Below are 17252 nucleotides of genomic sequence, written 5' to 3' on the forward strand. Positions count from 1 at the left end.
CCGCCGCCCCGACCGCCCCGGTCAAGCCATCGGCCCCCGTCGCCGGCTCGCCGAACGCCGCCAAGGGCGCCCTCCTCGACCTCAACAGCGCCTCCGCCGCCGAGCTCGACGCGCTCCCCGGCATCGGCGCCGCCCGCTCGGCCGCGATCGTCAAGGGCCGCCCTTACAAGGGCAAGGACGACCTCGTGCAGAAAAAGATCCTCTCGCAGTCGGTCTACGACGGCATCAAGGACAAGGTCATCGCCAAGCAGAAGTGATTTTTTGGCAGGTTTGACCGGCGCGCTGTGTTTGAGCCGCGCGCCGGGAGTAGGGTGGCGTTCGACACCCCTCGAAAGCGGCCGTCCGCCGACATCGCCTCGGACTTGGCCTCAGGGTGACGATCGGACCCCGGCCGTGAGATGCGCATCGCGGATTTTTCTTGTACCGGTTTTGCGAGGAACCTTACAACACCTCCAGGCCGATAAAAGCGCACGCCAACCCTGTGCAGATCGCCTTCGCCGACCTGATCGCGAAGGCATTCGATGCGGATTTCGACGCCGCATATCCGGAGAACGGGCGCTTCGCCAAGAGCGACCGCCGCGGCCAGGAATACTGGTATTACCTCGGCTACGAGCGTGACCCGGACGGCGCCAAGAAGGGGAAGGAAACTCAGAAGTACGTGGGGCCGGTTTCGGACCACGAGATCACACGGCGCGTCGAGCGCTTCCAGAATATCCGTGTGAGCTATCGCGAGCGTCGCGAGATCGCCAGCAGTCGTTCAAACCCATCGAAACAGCGCTGTCGCGCCCCAACCTTGTCCCCCACCAGCCAGGGTGATACCCGCCAAAAATTCCCCCACCGCCAAGATCCAAGAACAAGATCCAAGAACATGCCGAGCCACACGATCCGTCTGCATCGCGGCGACTTGCCGGCCGGGTACGATCCGGGGGCGGCGATCGCCGTCGACACCGAGACGCTGGGGCTCAACCCGCATCGCGACCGGCTCTGCGTCGTGCAGGTCTCGAAGGGGGACGGGTCGGCCGACGTGGTGCAGATTTTTCGCGGCGGGGCGGTGCCGGAGGTTCTGAAATCCGTCCTCGCCGACGCAGGCGTCCAGAAGATCTTCCACTATGCGCGGTTCGATCTGGCGGTGTTGTACCGGGCGCTCGGGGTGATGCCGGCGCCGGTCTACTGCACCAAGATCGCCTCGAAGCTCGCGCGCACCTACACCGACCGGCACGGGCTCAAGGACGTGGTCCGCGAATGCGTCGGCGTCGATCTGTCGAAGGCGCAGCAATCCTCGGATTGGGGCGCCGACACGCTCACGCCGGCGCAGGTGGAGTACGCGGCGTCCGACGTGCTCCACCTTCATGCGGCGCGCGACCGGCTGAACCGGATGCTGGCCCGCGAAGACCGGGCGGACCTGGCCGAGGCCTGCTTCGCCTTCCTGCCGACCCGCGCGCGGCTCGACCTCGACGGCTGGCCCGAGGTCGACATCTTCGCGCACACCTGAGGCGGCCCGGCGGGGCAACCGGGCCGGGGGCCGTCAGTCGTCGCAGGGCAACAGGTCGGCGCCGTCGGAGATGAACTGCGCGGTGTCGCGCACCGGGCGCGGCGTGCGCGGATCGCGGGCGACGAGGCCGGCCTCCTCGCGCAGGCGGTCGTTGCAGGCGCAGTGCGCCAGCCGGCCGGAGGCGCGGTCCGGCGTGCAGGCGTCGTGGTGGGCGCAGGCGAGGTCGAGGGCGTCCACCGGCGGGTGGTTCGGCCCGCGGTTGCCCGGGCCGCAGAAGTTGCCGTGGATCAGGAAGGCGTTGTGGGCCCTGTCGATGCGCGGCATCTCCTGCGCGTGGCCGAGCGCCGGCAGGAGGGCGAGGACGCCCACGAGGACACCCATGCGGGCGGGCGCCCGGAGGCGGATGGTCGGAGAAACGGTCACGGTCGATCCTGTTCGCTGAAGCCGCCCACGCCGGAAAGATGGGGCGTCGCCTCCGCGAGGCAACCGTTGGACGCGCTGGGCGGTCCGGTCGTCGAGTCGAAGGTCGCGTCCGGGCTCGAAGCCGGCAAGAGTTCGCGCGGCCGGCGAAGGACCAGTCGAGCACGAGCGAATTTCGCAAATGTTAAATCGAATGCTGGGCGTTGCTGCCTCGCGCAGCAAATCCCGGTGCCGGTTGCAGGATAATGCCGCCTCTCAGCCCGCGTGGGTGTCCTGTGGGCGGTCGAAATCCAACGCCGCGGTGTCGATCACGATCTGCGTGCGGCTGATCACCTCGAGCTTGCGCAAGATCTCGGAAACGTGAGCCTTCACGGTCGAATCGCCGACCTGGAGTTCGTGGGCGATCTGCTTGTTGAGCTTGCCCTGGCGGATCATCGTCAGCACCCGCACCTGCTGCGGCGTCAGCCGGGCGACGCGCTCGGCCAACGGCGCCTTGCGGCCCGCGCCGCGGGCGGGCGGGCTCGTCTCGGTGAGGCCGGCGGGAATCGAGAGCGCGCCGGAGAGCACGTCCCGGATCGCCCGCGTCAGCGTCGCCTTGTCGACCGCCTTCGGCACGAAGCCGGCGGCGCCATGGTGCAACGCCTCGCGCATGATGCGCGGGTCCTCGTGGCCCGAGACCACCAGGATCGGCACGCGGGGGAAGCGGGCGCGGATGGTGACGAGGCCGTCGAAGCCCGAGACGCCCTGCATCGACAGGTCGAGGAGCGTCAGCTCGATGCCGCGGTGGGCAGCGAGCGCGGCGCAGGCCGCCGCGATCCCGTCGGCCTCGTGCAGGACCGCCTCCGGGTAGGACAGCCCGATCGTGCTGGCGAGCGCCTCGCGGAACAGCGGGTGGTCGTCGACGATCAGGAGTTCCATGGCTTCGTCCGCCCGGCCGGCCGCAGGATAGCCGCCGCCGCCAATCAGGCGTTGCACATTCGCCCCCTTCGGCCAAGTCCCGGGGTGCGCCCCTACGGACGGCAGATGGTGAGACGCGGCGGATCTCCGCCAGCCCGATCCGGGCCGTCCCGGGTGCGGCGCGGACGTGTTCCTCGCCTGCAACATCGGCCTGCGATCGCGGCGGGTCTTCGGGACGTGATTGGATTTCGCCGACCGCACTCCGTTTGTTCGCGCGAGCACCCGAACGCGGAGCCGGCACGACCGGGCTTCGAACGGGCGGGTGCCGATGTGCTCGATCTCGGACCGCCTTATGTCAACCTCGTCGCATCGGGCGCAGCCCGATGTCACCGTCCCGACCAAGCGCCCGGCGACGGACGCCTTCCAGATCCTCGTCCTCGTGGCGGGCCTGCTCACGATCGCCGTCGTGTGGGTCGGCCTGTCGTACCACCTGCACCTGCGCGAGCAGACCGCCCGGGAGCAGGCGACTCGCGACGTGGTCAACCTGTCGGTCGGGGTCGAGCAGCACGTCGAGCGGCTCCTCGTCGGCGTCGACCAAGTCATGGGCTTCATCGCCGACGACTTCTTCCGCGACCCCAAGACGTTCGACTTCCACGCCTGGCTCCGGCGCGCGACCTCCCTCGAGCACGTCGTCCACCAGATGACCCTATTCGACGAGCACGGGGACCTTCTCTATGCGCGCACGCCGCTGCCGGCGGGCTCGCCGCGCATCAACGTCCGCGACCGGGCGTACTTCCAGGCGCTGGCTGCGAACCCGGACCAGGGCCTCTACATCGATCGCACGATGAAGGGTCGGATCACCGGCGCCTACGTGATGCAGGTGGCGCGGCGGCTCGCCCACCCCGACGGACGCTTCGCCGGCGTCATCGTCACCTCGATCGATCCCGATTACCTGGCCGGCCAGTTCAAGGCCTTCGACCTCGGCCCCCAGGGCAGCATCGCCCTCGTTGGCAACGACGGCTTCGTGCGCGCCCGCGCGCCACAGACAGCGGGCATGTACGAGCTGGATACCCGCACCCTCGACCTGCCCAGCAAATACTTCCAACAATTTCAACAAAAGACCTCGGACTCGTTCCGGATGGCGAGTCCCTACGATCACGTCACCCGCATCTACGGCTATCGCTCGGTCGGGACGCTGCCGCTCATCGTCAACGTCGGCAAATCCCTCGACGCGGTGATGGCTCCGCTGGCCGCCGAGCGGCTGCACGCCCAGGTCGCCGGCGCCATCGTGACGGCCGTGCTGCTGGCCGTGATCCTCGTTCTACTGCGTGGCTTGGAGCGCGGCAGCCGGCAGCGGGCGGCGCTGGCGCGGACCAACGCGACCCTGGCCGAGAAGGAGGGCGTCGCCCGCCAGGCCGAGGGCCGGGCGCAGGAGGCCAACCGCCTGCTGAGCCTCGCCGCGCAGATCGCCCATATCGGCCACTGGCGCATCGAGCTGCCCGGAAACGCCCTGTTCTGGTCCGACGAGGTGTTCCGCATCCATGGCCGCGACCCGGAAGCCGGGCCACCCTCTCTCGACGCTGCGCTCGCTTTCTACCACCCGGACGACCGCGAGGCCGTCGCGCGCCACGTCGCGGACGCGGTCGAGACCGGCCAAAGCTTCTCCTTCGCTGCCCGCATCGTCACGTCCGACGGCCGCTTCCGCGACATCGTCTGCCGCGGCCTGTGCGAGCAGGACGCGGCCGGGGCCACGACGGCGGTGTTCGGAACCGTCATGGACGTGACCGACCTGCGCCAGACCGAGCGCGCCGTGATCGACAGCGAGGCGCGCTACAGGCTGCTGGCCGACCACACCAGCGACATGATCGTCCAGGTCGACCTCGACACCACCCGCCGCTACGTCTCGCCCGCCTCGCGCGGGCTCCTCGGCTACGAGCCCGAGGAGCTGATCGGGACGAAACCGATCGACATGGTGCACCCCGAGGACCGGCCCGCGGTCGCCGCCCTGCTCGCGGAGCTCGGAGACGGCCGGCGGACCGAGGCGCTGAAGCGCCAGCGCTACCGCCGCAAGGACGGGGACTACGTCTGGGTCGAGGTCGGCTACCGCCTGGTCCAAGACGCCGCGGGCCGACCCCTCGGCTGCGTCGCCTCGACCCGGAACATCACCGCCCGGGTGGAGGCCGAGCAGCGCATCCGCGCGAGCGAGCACCGTTTCCGCCTGCTGGCGGAGAACACCGGCGAGCTGATCATCCTCGGCCACGACGACGGCCGGCGCTCGTACATCTCGCCGGCCTCCGAGCGCCTCCTCGGCTACGCGCCCGAAGAGCTCGGCGCGATGCGGCTCGCCGACTACGTCCACCCCGACGACCTCGGCCTGCTCTACGCGGCGACGCGCATGCTGTCCCGCGGCCAGGCGGAGGCGACGTGCGAGTACCGGGCGCGGAACAAGGCGCGCGGCTGGATCTGGGTCGAGGGCGTGTTCCGGCGCGTCCCGGACGCCCAGGCCGGCGAGCCGACGATCGTCGCCACCTTCCGCGACGTCTCGGAGCGCCGCGCGCAAGGAGAGGCCCTTGCCGACGCCAAGGCGTCGGCGGAACGCGCGAGCGCGGCCAAGACCGACTTCCTCGCCGCGATGAGCCACGAGATCCGCACGCCGCTCAACGCCATCATCGGCTTCACCGACCTGATGGTCGCCTCCGGCCGCCTGCCCCAGGACCTGCAGCGCCAGGCCGAGCTGGTGCGCACGTCGAGCGCGTCCCTGCTCATGGTGGTCAACGACATCCTCGACTTCTCCAAGGTCGAGGCCGGCGCCGTCGCCCTCGACCGGCAGGCCTTCGACCCGCGTGCGCTGGTCTACAACAGCCTCGCGATCGTGCGCGGCGCCGCCGCCGGGAAGGGCCTGGAGGTCCGGGCGGTGATCGATCCGGCCCTGCCCAAGGGCTTGGTGGGCGACGAGGGGCGGCTGCGGCAGGTGCTGCTCAACCTGCTCAACAACGCGATCAAGTTCACGGCGCGCGGCTCCGTCACCCTGAGCGTCCAGCACGGCGGCGCGACCGAGGCCGGCGAGCGCCTGCGCTTCAGCGTGGCCGACACCGGCATCGGCATCGCCCGGGACAAGCAGGACCGCCTGTTCCGGCGCTTCTCGCAGGTGGACGGCTCGATCGGGCGGGATTTCGGCGGCACCGGCCTCGGCCTCGCCATCAGCCGGCAGCTCATCGACCTGATGGGCGGCGAGATCGGCGTCCTGTCCGACGAGGGCGTCGGCGCCACGTTCTGGTTCTCGGTGGTGCTGCCGCACGGGACGGTGGCGCGCAGCATCGCCCTCGTCACGCAGGCGCCGGCGGCGCGGCGCTCGGGCCACCTGCTCCTCGTCGAGGACAACGCGATCAACCAGGAGCTGGCGCGCGCCGTCCTCGAGGTCGGGGGCCACACGGTCGACGTGGTCGACGACGGCGAGGCGGCGATCCGGGCGGTGGAGCGGAGCCGCTACGACCTCGTGCTGATGGACGTGCAGATGGCCGGCATGGACGGGCTGACCGCCACGCGCCGCATTCGCGCCCTCGGCACCCACGCCGCGACCGTGCCGATCGTCGCCATGACCGCCAACGTGCTGACGGACCAAATCGAGGCCTTCCGCGCGGCCGGCATGGACGACCACATCGGCAAGCCGTTCGAGCGGGCGGCGCTCTACCGCCTGATCGACAAGTGGCTGGCTTGGAACGCCGGAACCGCGCCGTCCGATCTGAGCGATGCCGGGCTTCGTGCCGGCCTGCCCGATCAGCAGACCTACGACGCGATGTCGGCGCAGGTCAGGCCCGAGCGGTTGGCCGGCCTGCTGGAGGCGCTGGCCGACGAGTTGGGCGCGAGCTTCCTCGGCGGCGATGCCTCGGTGGAGGAACGCGACCAGCTTCGCTTCGAAGCACATACGCTCACCAGCTCGACCGGTATGCTCGGCTTCACGGCGTTGTCCGATGCCTGCCGGGCGCTGGAGGGCATCCACGAGCAGCGCGTGGTCGGCGAGGGGCTGGAGGTGTTCCGGCAAGACTTGGAGCAGGTCCGCTCGCTCTGCCGCCAGGCGAAGGCGGCATCGCTGGTCCTGCTTCGGGAGACGCAGGCCGGCGGCGCCCGATCGATCGCGAACACGTAGCTCGGGCGTCGGTGCGCCGCGGGCCGAAGGACCCCGTCTCGAACATCCCCAAGCGGCGGCTCGGGGTTTCCGGCCCCGTTGCAGGTTTCGATGGCGCGCCACATACTCGCGCACTTCAACAACCCGCGGATCAACCGGGGGCGGACGACGATCGGGAGCGGGACGTGGCGGACGGAACGCAGGTGCGCACGCATCTGTGCGGCATCAGGACGGCCTGGACGGAGCGCGGCTCCGCAGGCGAGGCCGTGGCCGAGATCGCGCGGGCGTTCGGCGCCGGGGTGGCGCAGCTCCTGGTGTTCTTCTCCCCCGACTACGACCCCGAGACCCTGAACCGCCGGCTCGCCGAGGCGTTTCCGCGGGCCGAGATCGCCGGCTGCACCATGTCGGGCGGGATCGCCCCGGCCGGCGGGCTCGACCGCGGCCTGGTGGCGATCGCGTTCCCGGCCGACGGCTTCCGCATCGTCTCGACGGTGCTCGACGCGATCGACCACCTCGACGTCGAGCGCACCGCGGGCGCGGTGCGGGCCCTGCGCCGCCGGTTGGAGCCGCAGGGGCCCGACCACACCCAGCCGACCCGGTGCTTCGCGCTCTCGCTGATCGACGGGATGACCAACGCCGAGGAGACGGTGGTCTCGGCCATCACCTGGGCCCTGGAGGGCATCCCCCTCGTCGGCGGCTCGGCTGGCGACGGCCTCACCTTCCGCGACGCGGTGCTGCTGCATGGCGGCGCGATCCACCGCAACGCCGCCGTGCTGCTGCTCGTCGAGAGCGACTTCCCGGTGCAGATCTTCAAGAGCGACAACTTCGAGCCGACCGACGTCAAGTTCGTGGTGACCGCCTCGAACGGCGAGGCCCGCACCGTCTACGAGCTGAACGCGGAGCCGGCCGCGCGCGAATACGCCATGGCGGTGGGGCTCGACCCCGAGCGGCTGACGCCGATGAGCTTTGCCGCCTACCCGCTCGCGGTGAAGGTCGGCGGCGAGTACTTCTGCCGCTCGATCCGGCGGCTCAACGCCGACGGCTCCCTCAGCTTCTTCTGCGCGATCGACGAGGGCGTGGTGCTGACGCTCGCCGAACCGCGCGACATCGTCGCCACGACCCGGGCCGAGCTCGCCCGGCTCGATCTGGCGCTCGGCGGCGTCGACCTGATCATCGGCTTCGAGTGCGTGCTGCGCCGCCTCGACGCCGAGAGCCGGCAGGTGCGCCAGGGCATCGCCGACCTCTACCGCCGCTACGACATGGTCGGCTTCGAGACCTACGGCGAGCAGTACCGGGCGATGCACCTCAACCAGACCCTGACCGGCATCGCCATCGGCAAGCGACCGGCTGATGTGATGAGGCCGGCCAACGCGCCGCCGGCCCCTCCGGCGACCCCATGACCCTGCACCCGCCCGGGCTGGAGGGCGAGGCGTCCCTGCGCCGGCGCATCGCCAAGCTGGAGCGGATCAACGCCGCGCTGATGGCCCATGTCGAGCGCAGCACCGACCAGCGCGGCGGCGCCTACGCCCTGTTCCAGACCGCGATCACTCTCGAGGGGCGCATCCGCACCCGCACCGAGGAGATGACGGCGCTGATGCACCGCCTGGAGCGCTCGAACGAGGCGCTGGCGGCGGCCAAGGACGAGGCCGAGACCGCCAACCGCTCCAAGACCCGGTTCCTCGCCGCCGCGAGCCACGACCTGCTGCAGCCGCTGAACGCCGCCCGGCTCTCGATCTCGGCGCTCGCCGACCTGCCGCTCGGGCCGGAGGCGAGCCTAATCGGGGCGCAGGTCGAGCGCGGGCTGCAGACCATCGAGGACCTGATCAAGACCCTGCTCGACATCTCCAAGCTCGATGCCGGCATCGTCCGCCCGCAGGTGCGGCCGGTCGCGCTGCCCGACCTGCTGGCCGGGCTGGCGGCGAGCTTCACGCCGTTCGCCGCGCGCAAGGGCCTGCGTTTGCTGGTGCGCAGCCCGGACCTGGCGGTGTCGAGCGACGGCCTGCTGCTGCGGCGCATCCTGCAGAACCTGCTCTCCAACGCGATCCGCTACACCGCCTCCGGCGGCGTCGCCCTGGTCGCCCGCCGCCGCGCCGGCGCCGTGCGGATCGACGTGATGGATTCCGGCTGCGGCATCGCCGCCGACGAGCACGCGCTGGTGTTCGACGAGTTCTACCGCGGCAGCGCCGCCGCGGGCGATTCCGGTGGAGCCGAAGCCGACGGCCCGGGTCTCGGCCTGGGGCTGTCGATCGTGCGCCGCATGGCGCTGGCCCTCGACCACCCGCTGGCACTCGCCTCCTGCCCCGGTCACGGCACGCGGGTGTCGCTCACCGTGCCGGAGAGCGACGCGCCGGCCGGGGCGGAGGCCGAGGCGCGCCCGCTGCCGGTGGCAACGCGGCTCTCGGGCGCCCGCGTCGTCGTCGTCGAGAACGACGCCGCCACCGCCGACGCGCTCACGCGCCTGCTCCAGACCTGGGACGCCGAGGTCGCCACCTTCCGCGACCTGGCCGGCGTCAACGCGGCCCTGCGCGCGGGCGGCCTCGAGCCCGACATCCTGATCCTCGACTACCACCTCGACGACGGCGCCTGCGGCCTCGACGTCGCCGTCACGCTCAGGGCCGGGCGCACCGCGTCGCTGCCGGTGATCGTCACCACCGCGGACCACGCCCCCGAGATCGCGGCGGAGGCGGCGCGCCTGGGCGCAGAACTCATGCACAAGCCGATCAAGCCGGCGCAGCTGCGCGCGCTGCTGACCTACCTGCTGGCGTGAGGGCGGCGCCCGGCGATCAGGCCGCCGGCGCGACCTCGGTTGCAGCGGGGGCATGCTTCTTCCGCTTGCGCTTGCGCGCCCGGACGAGGGTGTCGGCCTCCTCGTCGGCGCCGCGCTCGGACAGAGCGAAGCCGTGCAGGTCCGCCAACGCGCCCGCCGGAGCCTCGGCCAGGGCGTAGAAGGCGGCGCGGACGATCTCCTTCTTGCTTGCCTCCGGGTGCTTCTCCCGGATCGCGGCGCGGATCTCCTTCGGCTTCATCCCCGGCGTGACGACGTCGCGCATCGTCGCCGCGACTTCCGCGATGGACGCCATGTGTGGTCTCCTCGACGCAACCGGCCGGTCGATTCCGGCGGCGAAGCTTAACCCATGTGACAATCCGACGACACGGCCACACCTCTGGTATACCGCCGACCAGACCTCGTCCGCGCAGGCCCGACGCCGTATCGAAATTCCGTTCCTTCACGAGACCGGAACCAACTTCCAGGGCGCACCTCTGCCAAGAGGCGCGCCTTGTTTCGTCGGGGCTGGATGTTTCGCGACTGAGTCACCGTCCCGAGCCGCGCAACAGCATCTTGAGGCGCTGGTCGGCGTCGTCGATGCGGGCGGCGATGCCGCGGCGGATGCATTTGCCGAGGGTGTCGCCGGCATAGAAGCCGAGCTTCGCCTCCTGCTCGCGGCAGGCGGAGGTCGGCGGCCAGGCCAGGAACGCGGCGGCGGCGATGGCGATGACGAGGATCTCGATCACCAGCCAGCTGCCCCAGCCGAGGCGGAAGCCCTCGCGCTTGCCGGCGCCGTGCCGGGGCCGGCGCGGCGCGGCTGACGCGGCCTGGGTCTCCGGCCGGGTCAGGCTGTCCGGGTGCTGCGCGGGCGCCACGATTCGGTTCAGGCGGGTGCGCGCCCGCTCCGCGTCGGTGAGCGGGCGCGGTGCGGCGCCGTCGGTGGGGTGGGCGTACATGGTCGGCTCGTTCAGAAGAGGGCGCATGGGGGCTCGGTGTCGCGGCTACCGGCCGCGGACCGAAATCAGTTCATCGCCCGGCGCAGGGCGGCGAGGTCGGTGGGGAGCGACAGGGCGCCGCTCAGGATCTCGCCGCGGGCGCAGGCGCCGGCCTTGAACAGCTGGCCGAGGCCGGCGCCGGCGCGCGACCCGCAATCGGTCACGAGGTAGCTCGCGGCGAACAGCGCCATCGGGGCGAGGAACAGCGCGAGCTTGAGGAGCGAGAACGCCCGCCCGAACACGCCTCGGCGTCGCGGCCGCGGCTCGTCCCAATCCGCGCCGCGCGCGTACCGCTCGTCATCCTGGTGCATGGCCGGACCGACCTCCCGGGGCGCCTTCGATGGACCGCATGACCGGCCGCAGCGTGAGAATGCCGTCCCGACTTGAACATCTGGCTAAGCGACGTGCTTAACGGTGGCGCACGCCCCCGGCCCTGCCGTCGCCCAAACCTTGGCGAAGCAATTGCAAAGGCCTAAGCCGCGGGGTGGGATCGGGCCGGCCGCGCGAGTCGTCCGCGGGCGGACATCCGCGCCGCCGCATCAAACCGGGAGCAGCCCTTGGCCACCATCATTCCCGTCGCCTCCTTCGACTACGTCGTGTTCGGCGCGACCGGCGACCTCACCACCCGCAAGCTGCTGCCGGCCCTGTACCACCGCTACAAGGACGGCCAGATCCCGCCGACCTCCCGGATCATCGGCGCCTCGCGCTCGGAACTTGCGGTCGAGGCGTTTCGCGCCCGCACGCAGGACGCGCTGAAGCGCTTCGTGGCGGCCGACGACCTCGACGAGGCGACGCTCGCCGCCTTCCTCGACCACCTCGACTACGTGGCGGTGGACGGGGCCGGCGACGACGGCTGGCCCGACCTCGTGGCCAAGCTCGACGAGCGGCCCGACCAGGTGCGCCCGTTCTACCTCGCGACCTCGCCCGACCTCTACGGCTCGATCTGCCGGAACCTCGCCAAGTTCGGCCTCGTCGGCGAGAAGTCCCGCGTCGTTCTAGAGAAGCCGATCGGCAAGGACCTCAAGTCGGCCCGCGCGATCAACGACGCGGTCGGCGAGGTGTTTCCGGAAGAACAGATCTTCCGGATCGACCACTACCTCGGCAAGGAGACGGTGCAGAACCTGCTGGCGCTCCGCTTCGCCAACACGATCTTCGACCGGCTCTGGACGGCGGACGTGATCGACCACGTCCAGATCACGGTGGCCGAGACCGTCGGCGTCGAGGGCCGGGCCGGCTACTACGACACGTCGGGGGCGCTGCGCGACATGCTGCAGAACCACATCCTGCAGCTCCTGTGCCTGACCGCGATGGAGAGCCCACTCAACCTCGATGCCAACTCGGTGCGCGACGAGAAGCTTAAGGTGCTGCGCGCCCTGAAACCGATCACGGCCGGCGACGTGCAGCAGGTGACGGTGCGCGGCCAGTACGTGCAGGGCGCCGTCGACGGCAAGCCGGTGGAGGGCTACCTCAACGAGCTCGGCCACGACAGCCGCACCGAGACCTTCGTGGCCTGCAAGGTCGAGGTTCAGTCGTGGCGCTGGGCCGGCGTGCCGTTCTACCTGCGCACCGGCAAGCGCCTGCCGCAGAAGCTCTCCGAGATCGTGGTGCAGTTCCGCGCCGCGCCGTTCTCGATCTTCCCCGAGGAGTCGTTCGGGCGCGAGCCGAACCGCCTCGTCATCCGCCTGCAGCCGCAGGAGGGGATGAAGCTCGAGGTGATGACCAAGGATCCCGGCCCCGGCGGCATGCGCCTCCGGCCGACCAACCTCGACATCTCCTTCGAGGAGACCTTCAAGCAGCGCTACCCGGACGCCTACGAGCGCCTGCTGATGGACGTGGTGCGCGGCAACGCCACCCTGTTCATGCGCCGCGACGAGGTCGAGGTCGCCTGGGCCTGGGCCGACAGCCTGCTCAAGGCCTGGGCCGACCGCCGGGAACCGCCGCGCGCCTACCCCGCCGGCAGCTGGGGCCCCACCGCCGCCATCGCCCTGATCGAGCGCGACGGGCGGACCTGGCATGAGGAGCTTCGATGACCTCGTTCGCACGCTGTCTGGCAGGCCTCGCGCTCCTCGCGACGCCGGCGCTCGCCGAAGGCCCCGGCACCGGGCAGGACTACGCCCCGAGCGGATCGCCGGGCGGCGCGCGGCCCGACACCCGGGCGCTGACCTGCGCGGACGCCGCCGCCCTCGTCGCCCGTGCCGGCGCCGTGGTGATGACCACCGGCGCGATGACCTACGAGCGGATCGTCCGCGACGGCGGCTTCTGCACCATCGAGCTGACGGCGCGGCCGGCCTTCGAGGCCACCCGTGACGTGCGGATGTGCTTCGTCGGATACCGGTGCGTCGAGCGCATGCAAGAGGGTCGCGACGGGCCGTGACGGGATCGACTGGCCTCAGGCTGCGGGGACGCCGATCAGCTCGGCCTGAAGGTCGCCGAGATAGGCGCTGAGCCGGGCGGTGATCGCCGGGTCGGCGCATTGGACCCAGAGCGGCACCGGCAGGGCGGCGCGCGGGCAGCGCAGGATGATCCGCTCGGCCGAGAGGGCGGCCTGCCGCTCGGTTGCCGCCGCCAGGAGCTTCGAGCCCGCGGGCGTCCCGATCATGATGGCGATGCTCGTCATGCCGGGCCAACCCGCGAGCGCGCCGTCCGTTGCCTGCGTGCGGGTGGCCGGGACGGCGTGTCGCGTGCGCTATCCCGCCCGTCGGGCGTACCCTATCTTGGCCGCGGCCCGCGGGAGACGGAGGCCCGGGCAAATGGGGGTTGGAACGCCGTGCGACGCCTCCTGAAGTTCCTGCACACGATGGGCGCGATCGGCCTGATGGGGGCGGCGGCCTGCCTGCTGGTGCTGTTCGTGTTCGTACCGCCCACCGCCGACCGGGCCGGATACGCGCTGATGCGCGGGGCGATGGGTGCGGTCGCCACCTGGATCTTCCTGCCCTCGCTCGCGCTCACCCTGCTGTCCGGCCTGCTGGCCCTGGCGCAGCGCGCCTTTCACCGGGCGGTCTGGGCCTGGGCCAAGCTCGCCACCGGCGTGCTGATGTTCGAGGGCGGGCTCGTCTACGTGCAGGGGCCGATGCGGCAGGAGGCCGAGTTGAGCGCCGAGGCGCTGGCCGGCCGCCTCGATCCCGGCCTGCTCGCCCAATCCCTCGGGCCGGAGCGCAACACCCTGTGGCTGCTGCTGTTCGTCGCCACCGCCAACGTCGTCCTCGGCGTCTGGCGCCCGCGGCTGATGCGGCGGGTCGTGACGGCCTCGCGCTCGGCGGGATGACGCTGCGCGGGCTTGTGATGACGCTGCGCGGGCTCGCGACGGGGAACGGATGCACCGGAGATCCGTTGCGCACGAGCGAAATCCGGAGCCCCCTATGGTCGCGATGCCCGTCCGCTACAGCCCCGACCTCGAGCAGGTGACGCCCGACGAGGGACAGACCATCGAGCGGCTGAACCAGACCTTCGACACCATCCTGACGCGGGTCGCCGACGATTCGGGACACGCGGTGCGCTCCGTCCACGCCAAGTCGCACGGCATCCTCGAAGGCGTGCTGACGATCGACGCGAACCTGGCCTCGGAGCTGGCGCAGGGCCTGTTCGCCACGCCCGGCACGCACCCGGTCTACATGCGGCTCTCGACCAACGCCGGCGACATCCTGCCCGACGCCGTGTCGCTGCCGCGCGGTCTCGCCCTGAAGGTGCTCGACGTGCCCGGCGAGCGCCTGCCCGGCGCCGAGGGGACGACGCAGAACTTCATCCTCGTCAACGGCAAGGTGTTCCAGGCGCCGAACGCCGAGAAGTTCCTGGGCAGCCTCAAGCTGCTCGCGGGCATCACCGACCGGGCCGAAGGCCTGAAGGTCGCCGCCTCCACCGTGCTGCGCGGGGTGAACAAGGCGCTGCACGCGGTCGGCATCGACAGCACCACCGTGGGCGCCCTCGGTGGCGCGCCGAACGTCGACCCGCTCGGCGAGACCTATTACAGCGTCACCCCGTTCCGGTACGGCGACCATGTCGCCAAGTTCTCGATCGCCCCCGTCGCCCCGGCGTTGACCGCGCTCACCGGCACCGAGATCGACGCCTCCGGCCGGCCGAACGCGATCCGCGAGACCGTCAGCGCCGAGATGCAGGGCATTGAGGGCGTGTGGGAGTTCAGGGTGCAGCTCTGCCGCGATCGCGAGCGCCAGCCGGTCGAGGACCCGACGGTCGAATGGGACGAGGCGGAGGCGCCGTTCCAGCGGGTCGGGCTGATCACCGTTCGCCCGCAGGACAGCTGGGAGCCGGGCCGGGTCCAGGCGGTGGACGAGCAGATGCGCTTCAGCGTCTGGACCGGGCTCGCCGCGCACCGTCCGCTCGGCAACATCAACCGGGCGCGCAACGCGCCCTACAAGCACTCGGCCGAGTTCCGCGAGCGCTTCAACGGTTGCCCGATCCACGAACCGTCGGCCTGAGCGCCGCGAGAGGGCGCCCGGGGCGTTTCATCGACGAGCCGGAGCGGGGCTCACGCCGCGTCGGCGGCCGCGACCCGGACCGACTCGCGCGGGGCGGGCCGCTTCGGAGGCGATGGTGCGCGGGTGCCAGCGAGGTCGGCGAGCTCCGGGGCCTGGGCTGTGTCGTCGATCGTGAGGAACAGGCCGCGGGCGCGGGCCGCCCGGCCGAGGTCGGCGCGGCTCGTCAGCACGCTCTGGGCCGGGCTGGTGAGCAGGGCGATCACCACCGGCGACAGCCACAGGGCGAGCCACGGGTCGCCGACGAGGGCAAGCGCGAGGCTGGCCAGCGCGCCGACCACGAGGGCGTCGGCCTGGAGGCGGCAGGCCTCGGCCCAGCTCACCTTGCGGTCGTCGCGGGCCTGGGCGTCCCAGCGCACCACCCGGCCGAAGAAGGTCGAGATCACGGCGCCGGCGGTGAACAGCGTCATCACCGGCCAGAGCAGCACCCAGATCGCCTGTTCGAGCACCGCACTCGCCAGCAGCGCGCGGGTTCCGCCGAAGGCGTCGCGGCGCCCCTTGTCGGCGAGCGCGTGGCCGAGGCTCAGGAGCTTCGGCAGGGCCAGCACCGTGACGGTGAGGGCGGCCAGCGCGTGCGCGGCGGCGCCGGTGCCGGTCAGCCCGTAGCCGAGCAGGCCGAGCTCGCCCGTGCGCGCGGCGAGCCACGCGCCGGCGACGAGGTAGGCGATCCAGAGCGGCAGCATCGCGTAGGAGACGATGCCGACCGCGAGGTGCCAGCGGCTCGCCGCCTTGAGGCCGGGCCAGGGCAGGACGCGCAGGTGCTGCATGTTGCCCTGGCACCAGCGGCGCTCCCGCCCGAGCAGGTCGACGAGGTTCGTCGGCATCTCCTCCCAGGTGCCGCCCATCTCCGGCAGCAGGCGGACCTCCCACCCGGCGCGCACCAGCATGCCGCCCTCGACGATGTCGTGGCACAGGATCTCGCCGCCGAGCGGCGCGCGCCCCGGCAGGACGGGGAGCTGGGCGTGGTCGGCGAAGGCCGCGATCCGCAGGATCGCGTTGTGGCCCCAGTAGCTGCCCTCCGGCCCCTGCCAGGTTTCGAGGCAGCGCAAAGCCAGCGGCGCGTAAAGCCGCACGGCGAATTGCTGGATGCGGGCGAACAACGTGTCGCGGCCGGCGGCGTAGGAGACGGTCTGGATCAGGCCGGTGGCCGGGCTCTCCTCCATCAGCCGGGCGAGGCGGCGCATCGTGGCGCCGCTCATCAGGCTGTCGGCGTCGAGCACGATCATGAAATCGTATTCGGGGCCGTAGGTGCGGGTGAACTCGGCGATGTTGCCGGCCTTGCGCCCGACGTTCTCGGTGCGGCGGCGATAGCGGATCTCGGGGATGCCGGGGCCGGCGGTCTCGCGCCAAGCCTGGATGCGGGCGAACTCGTGCTCCTCCACCGCGGCGATCGCGCCGTCGCGGGTGTCGGAGAGGACGAACAGGTCGATGTCGCCGCCATCGACGGCGTCGCGGGCGAGCGAGCGCGCCATCACCCGGAGCGCCGAAAACACCGCCACCGGGTCCTCGGCGTGGATCGCCACCACCGCGGCCGTGCGCGATAGGCCCGAGGCGCGGGCCGGCACCGTCTCCGAACGGCGCTCCAGGGCGGATTTCGCCCGCGCGCCGAAGCCGGACGCGACGAGGCCGTAAAGGTACTGCCACGCCACGAACGCCTGCCAGGTCATGACCACCGCGAACAGGACCAGTACCGTTCCCCCGAGCCAGGCCTCGGTCGGGTCGGCGCGCACCGGCTCGGCGAGTGCGGCGAGCCACGCGATCACGGCGCCGACCCCGAGCGAGGGCAGGGCGAGCGCCAGCCGCCGCCCGAGCAGCGCGCCGGCCTTGCGACGGCCGTCGCGCTGCCAGGTTTCGGCGCCGCACCTCTCGACAGGGCGCCCGTCGGCGTGGGAGGCCGGCGCGGTCGTGGACGGAATGGGACGCGTGGCGGGCATGGAGCGCATCGAACTCGAAGGTGAGGACACCCCACCGGCGGCGGGGCCGCGGCTCGGCGCCGACGAGGGCCGGGGCGACGGGCCGGGGCACGGCCTGCCGGCGCAGGGCGGCCCCGAGGCTCCCCCGCAAC

Annotated in this window: 16 protein-coding genes; 9 read left to right on the forward strand and 7 right to left on the reverse strand. The window is 71.6% G+C overall.

What is annotated here, in order from left to right:
• Both FV229_RS18140 and FV229_RS18145 read left to right on the forward strand, forming a co-directional pair.
• Positions 1 to 257: helix-hairpin-helix domain-containing protein (locus FV229_RS18140; RefSeq protein WP_147753303.1), on the forward strand; the 257-nt coding region annotated here is incomplete at its 5' end.
• Between the two features lie 611 nt (positions 258 to 868).
• Complete coding sequence (locus tag FV229_RS18145) at positions 869 to 1492, forward strand: ribonuclease D (protein ID WP_147753314.1); 624 nt, start codon at positions 869 to 871, stop codon at positions 1490 to 1492.
• 33 nt (positions 1493 to 1525) lie between these two features.
• On the opposite strand, the gene FV229_RS18150 is transcribed toward FV229_RS18145, so the two are convergent.
• Complete coding sequence (locus tag FV229_RS18150; protein ID WP_238272264.1) at positions 1526 to 1915, reverse strand: hypothetical protein; 390 nt, start codon at positions 1913 to 1915, stop codon at positions 1526 to 1528.
• A 252-nt stretch (positions 1916 to 2167) separates the two neighbouring features.
• Complete coding sequence (locus FV229_RS18155; RefSeq protein ID WP_147753316.1) at positions 2168 to 2830, reverse strand: response regulator transcription factor; 663 nt, start codon at positions 2828 to 2830, stop codon at positions 2168 to 2170.
• Between the two features lie 331 nt (positions 2831 to 3161).
• On the opposite strand from FV229_RS18155, the gene FV229_RS18160 reads away from it, so the two are divergent.
• From FV229_RS18160 to FV229_RS18170, 3 genes are all read left to right on the forward strand, one after another.
• Positions 3162 to 6956 carry a PAS domain S-box protein gene (locus FV229_RS18160; RefSeq protein ID WP_187275188.1) on the forward strand — a complete coding sequence of 1265 codons (3795 nt, stop codon included), beginning with the start codon at positions 3162 to 3164 and terminating at the stop codon, positions 6954 to 6956.
• A gap of 164 nt (positions 6957 to 7120) precedes the next feature.
• Positions 7121 to 8335, forward strand: coding sequence for an FIST N-terminal domain-containing protein (locus tag FV229_RS18165; RefSeq protein ID WP_147753305.1), 1215 nt, complete (start codon positions 7121 to 7123; stop codon positions 8333 to 8335).
• Positions 8332 to 9702, forward strand: coding sequence for a hybrid sensor histidine kinase/response regulator (locus FV229_RS18170; RefSeq protein ID WP_147753306.1), 1371 nt, complete (start codon positions 8332 to 8334; stop codon positions 9700 to 9702). The genes FV229_RS18165 and FV229_RS18170 overlap by 4 nt, the downstream gene beginning before the upstream one ends.
• A gap of 16 nt (positions 9703 to 9718) precedes the next feature.
• Here FV229_RS18170 and FV229_RS18175 read toward each other — a convergent pair whose 3' ends face one another.
• The 3 genes from FV229_RS18175 to FV229_RS18185 all read right to left on the reverse strand — a co-directional run bounded on the left by FV229_RS18175 (position 9719) and on the right by FV229_RS18185 (position 11008).
• Positions 9719 to 10015: a hypothetical protein gene (locus FV229_RS18175; protein ID WP_147753307.1), complete on the reverse strand. Its 297-nt coding sequence runs from the start codon at positions 10013 to 10015 to the stop codon at positions 9719 to 9721.
• A gap of 232 nt (positions 10016 to 10247) precedes the next feature.
• Positions 10248 to 10685: a hypothetical protein gene (locus FV229_RS18180; RefSeq protein WP_246688244.1), complete on the reverse strand. Its 438-nt coding sequence runs from the start codon at positions 10683 to 10685 to the stop codon at positions 10248 to 10250.
• Positions 10686 to 10723: 38 nt separating this feature from the next.
• On the reverse strand, positions 10724 to 11008 hold the full coding sequence (locus FV229_RS18185) for a hypothetical protein (RefSeq protein ID WP_147753308.1): 285 nt from the start codon (positions 11006 to 11008) through the stop codon (positions 10724 to 10726).
• 246 nt (positions 11009 to 11254) lie between these two features.
• On the opposite strand from FV229_RS18185, the gene zwf reads away from it, so the two are divergent.
• Entirely contained in the window at positions 11255 to 12727 is a 1473-nt protein-coding gene (zwf, locus tag FV229_RS18190) for a glucose-6-phosphate dehydrogenase (protein ID WP_147753309.1), read from the forward strand.
• Positions 12724 to 13071, forward strand: coding sequence for a hypothetical protein (locus FV229_RS18195; RefSeq protein ID WP_187273770.1), 348 nt, complete (start codon positions 12724 to 12726; stop codon positions 13069 to 13071). Before zwf ends, FV229_RS18195 begins: the two co-directional genes overlap by 4 nt.
• A gap of 15 nt (positions 13072 to 13086) precedes the next feature.
• Here the strand turns inward: FV229_RS18195 and FV229_RS18200 are convergent, their stop codons facing one another.
• A complete protein-coding gene (locus FV229_RS18200) occupies positions 13087 to 13314 on the reverse strand; it encodes a hypothetical protein (protein ID WP_147753310.1) in 228 nt (75 codons plus the stop codon).
• A 150-nt stretch (positions 13315 to 13464) separates the two neighbouring features.
• Here FV229_RS18200 and FV229_RS18205 point away from each other — a divergent pair, with 150 nt between their 5' ends.
• Both FV229_RS18205 and FV229_RS18210 read left to right on the forward strand, forming a co-directional pair.
• Positions 13465 to 13962 carry a hypothetical protein gene (locus FV229_RS18205; RefSeq protein ID WP_147753311.1) on the forward strand — a complete coding sequence of 166 codons (498 nt, stop codon included), beginning with the start codon at positions 13465 to 13467 and terminating at the stop codon, positions 13960 to 13962.
• Between the two features lie 94 nt (positions 13963 to 14056).
• The gene (locus tag FV229_RS18210; protein ID WP_147753312.1) at positions 14057 to 15130 is read left to right on the forward strand and encodes a catalase family protein; all 1074 of its coding nucleotides are present in this window, start codon (positions 14057 to 14059) and stop codon (positions 15128 to 15130) included.
• Positions 15131 to 15180: 50 nt separating this feature from the next.
• Here the strand turns inward: FV229_RS18210 and mdoH are convergent, their stop codons facing one another.
• The gene (gene mdoH, locus FV229_RS18215) at positions 15181 to 17121 is read right to left on the reverse strand and encodes a glucans biosynthesis glucosyltransferase MdoH (protein WP_147753313.1); all 1941 of its coding nucleotides are present in this window, start codon (positions 17119 to 17121) and stop codon (positions 15181 to 15183) included.
• Positions 17122 to 17252 lie beyond the last annotated feature (131 nt).

It is taken from the genome of Methylobacterium sp. WL120 (assembly GCF_008039465.1).
GTDB lineage: Bacteria > Pseudomonadota > Alphaproteobacteria > Rhizobiales > Beijerinckiaceae > Methylobacterium > Methylobacterium cerastii.

Coding starts and splice junctions, on each gene's coding strand:
- FV229_RS18195 (WP_187273770.1), top strand. CDS start 12,724: ATGACCTCGTTCGCACGCTGTCTGGCAGGCCTCGCGCTCCTCGCGACG.
- FV229_RS18145 (WP_147753314.1), top strand. CDS start 869: ATGCCGAGCCACACGATCCGTCTGCATCGCGGCGACTTGCCGGCCGGG.
- FV229_RS18170 (WP_147753306.1), top strand. CDS start 8,332: ATGACCCTGCACCCGCCCGGGCTGGAGGGCGAGGCGTCCCTGCGCCGG.
- FV229_RS18160 (WP_187275188.1), top strand. CDS start 3,162: ATGTCAACCTCGTCGCATCGGGCGCAGCCCGATGTCACCGTCCCGACC.
- FV229_RS18155 (WP_147753316.1), bottom strand. CDS start 2,830: ATGGAACTCCTGATCGTCGACGACCACCCGCTGTTCCGCGAGGCGCTC.
- mdoH (WP_147753313.1), bottom strand. CDS start 17,121: ATGCCCGCCACGCGTCCCATTCCGTCCACGACCGCGCCGGCCTCCCAC.
- FV229_RS18175 (WP_147753307.1), bottom strand. CDS start 10,015: ATGGCGTCCATCGCGGAAGTCGCGGCGACGATGCGCGACGTCGTCACG.
- FV229_RS18180 (WP_246688244.1), bottom strand. CDS start 10,685: ATGCGCCCTCTTCTGAACGAGCCGACCATGTACGCCCACCCCACCGAC.
- FV229_RS18200 (WP_147753310.1), bottom strand. CDS start 13,314: ATGACGAGCATCGCCATCATGATCGGGACGCCCGCGGGCTCGAAGCTC.
- FV229_RS18185 (WP_147753308.1), bottom strand. CDS start 11,008: ATGCACCAGGATGACGAGCGGTACGCGCGCGGCGCGGATTGGGACGAG.
- FV229_RS18210 (WP_147753312.1), top strand. CDS start 14,057: ATGGTCGCGATGCCCGTCCGCTACAGCCCCGACCTCGAGCAGGTGACG.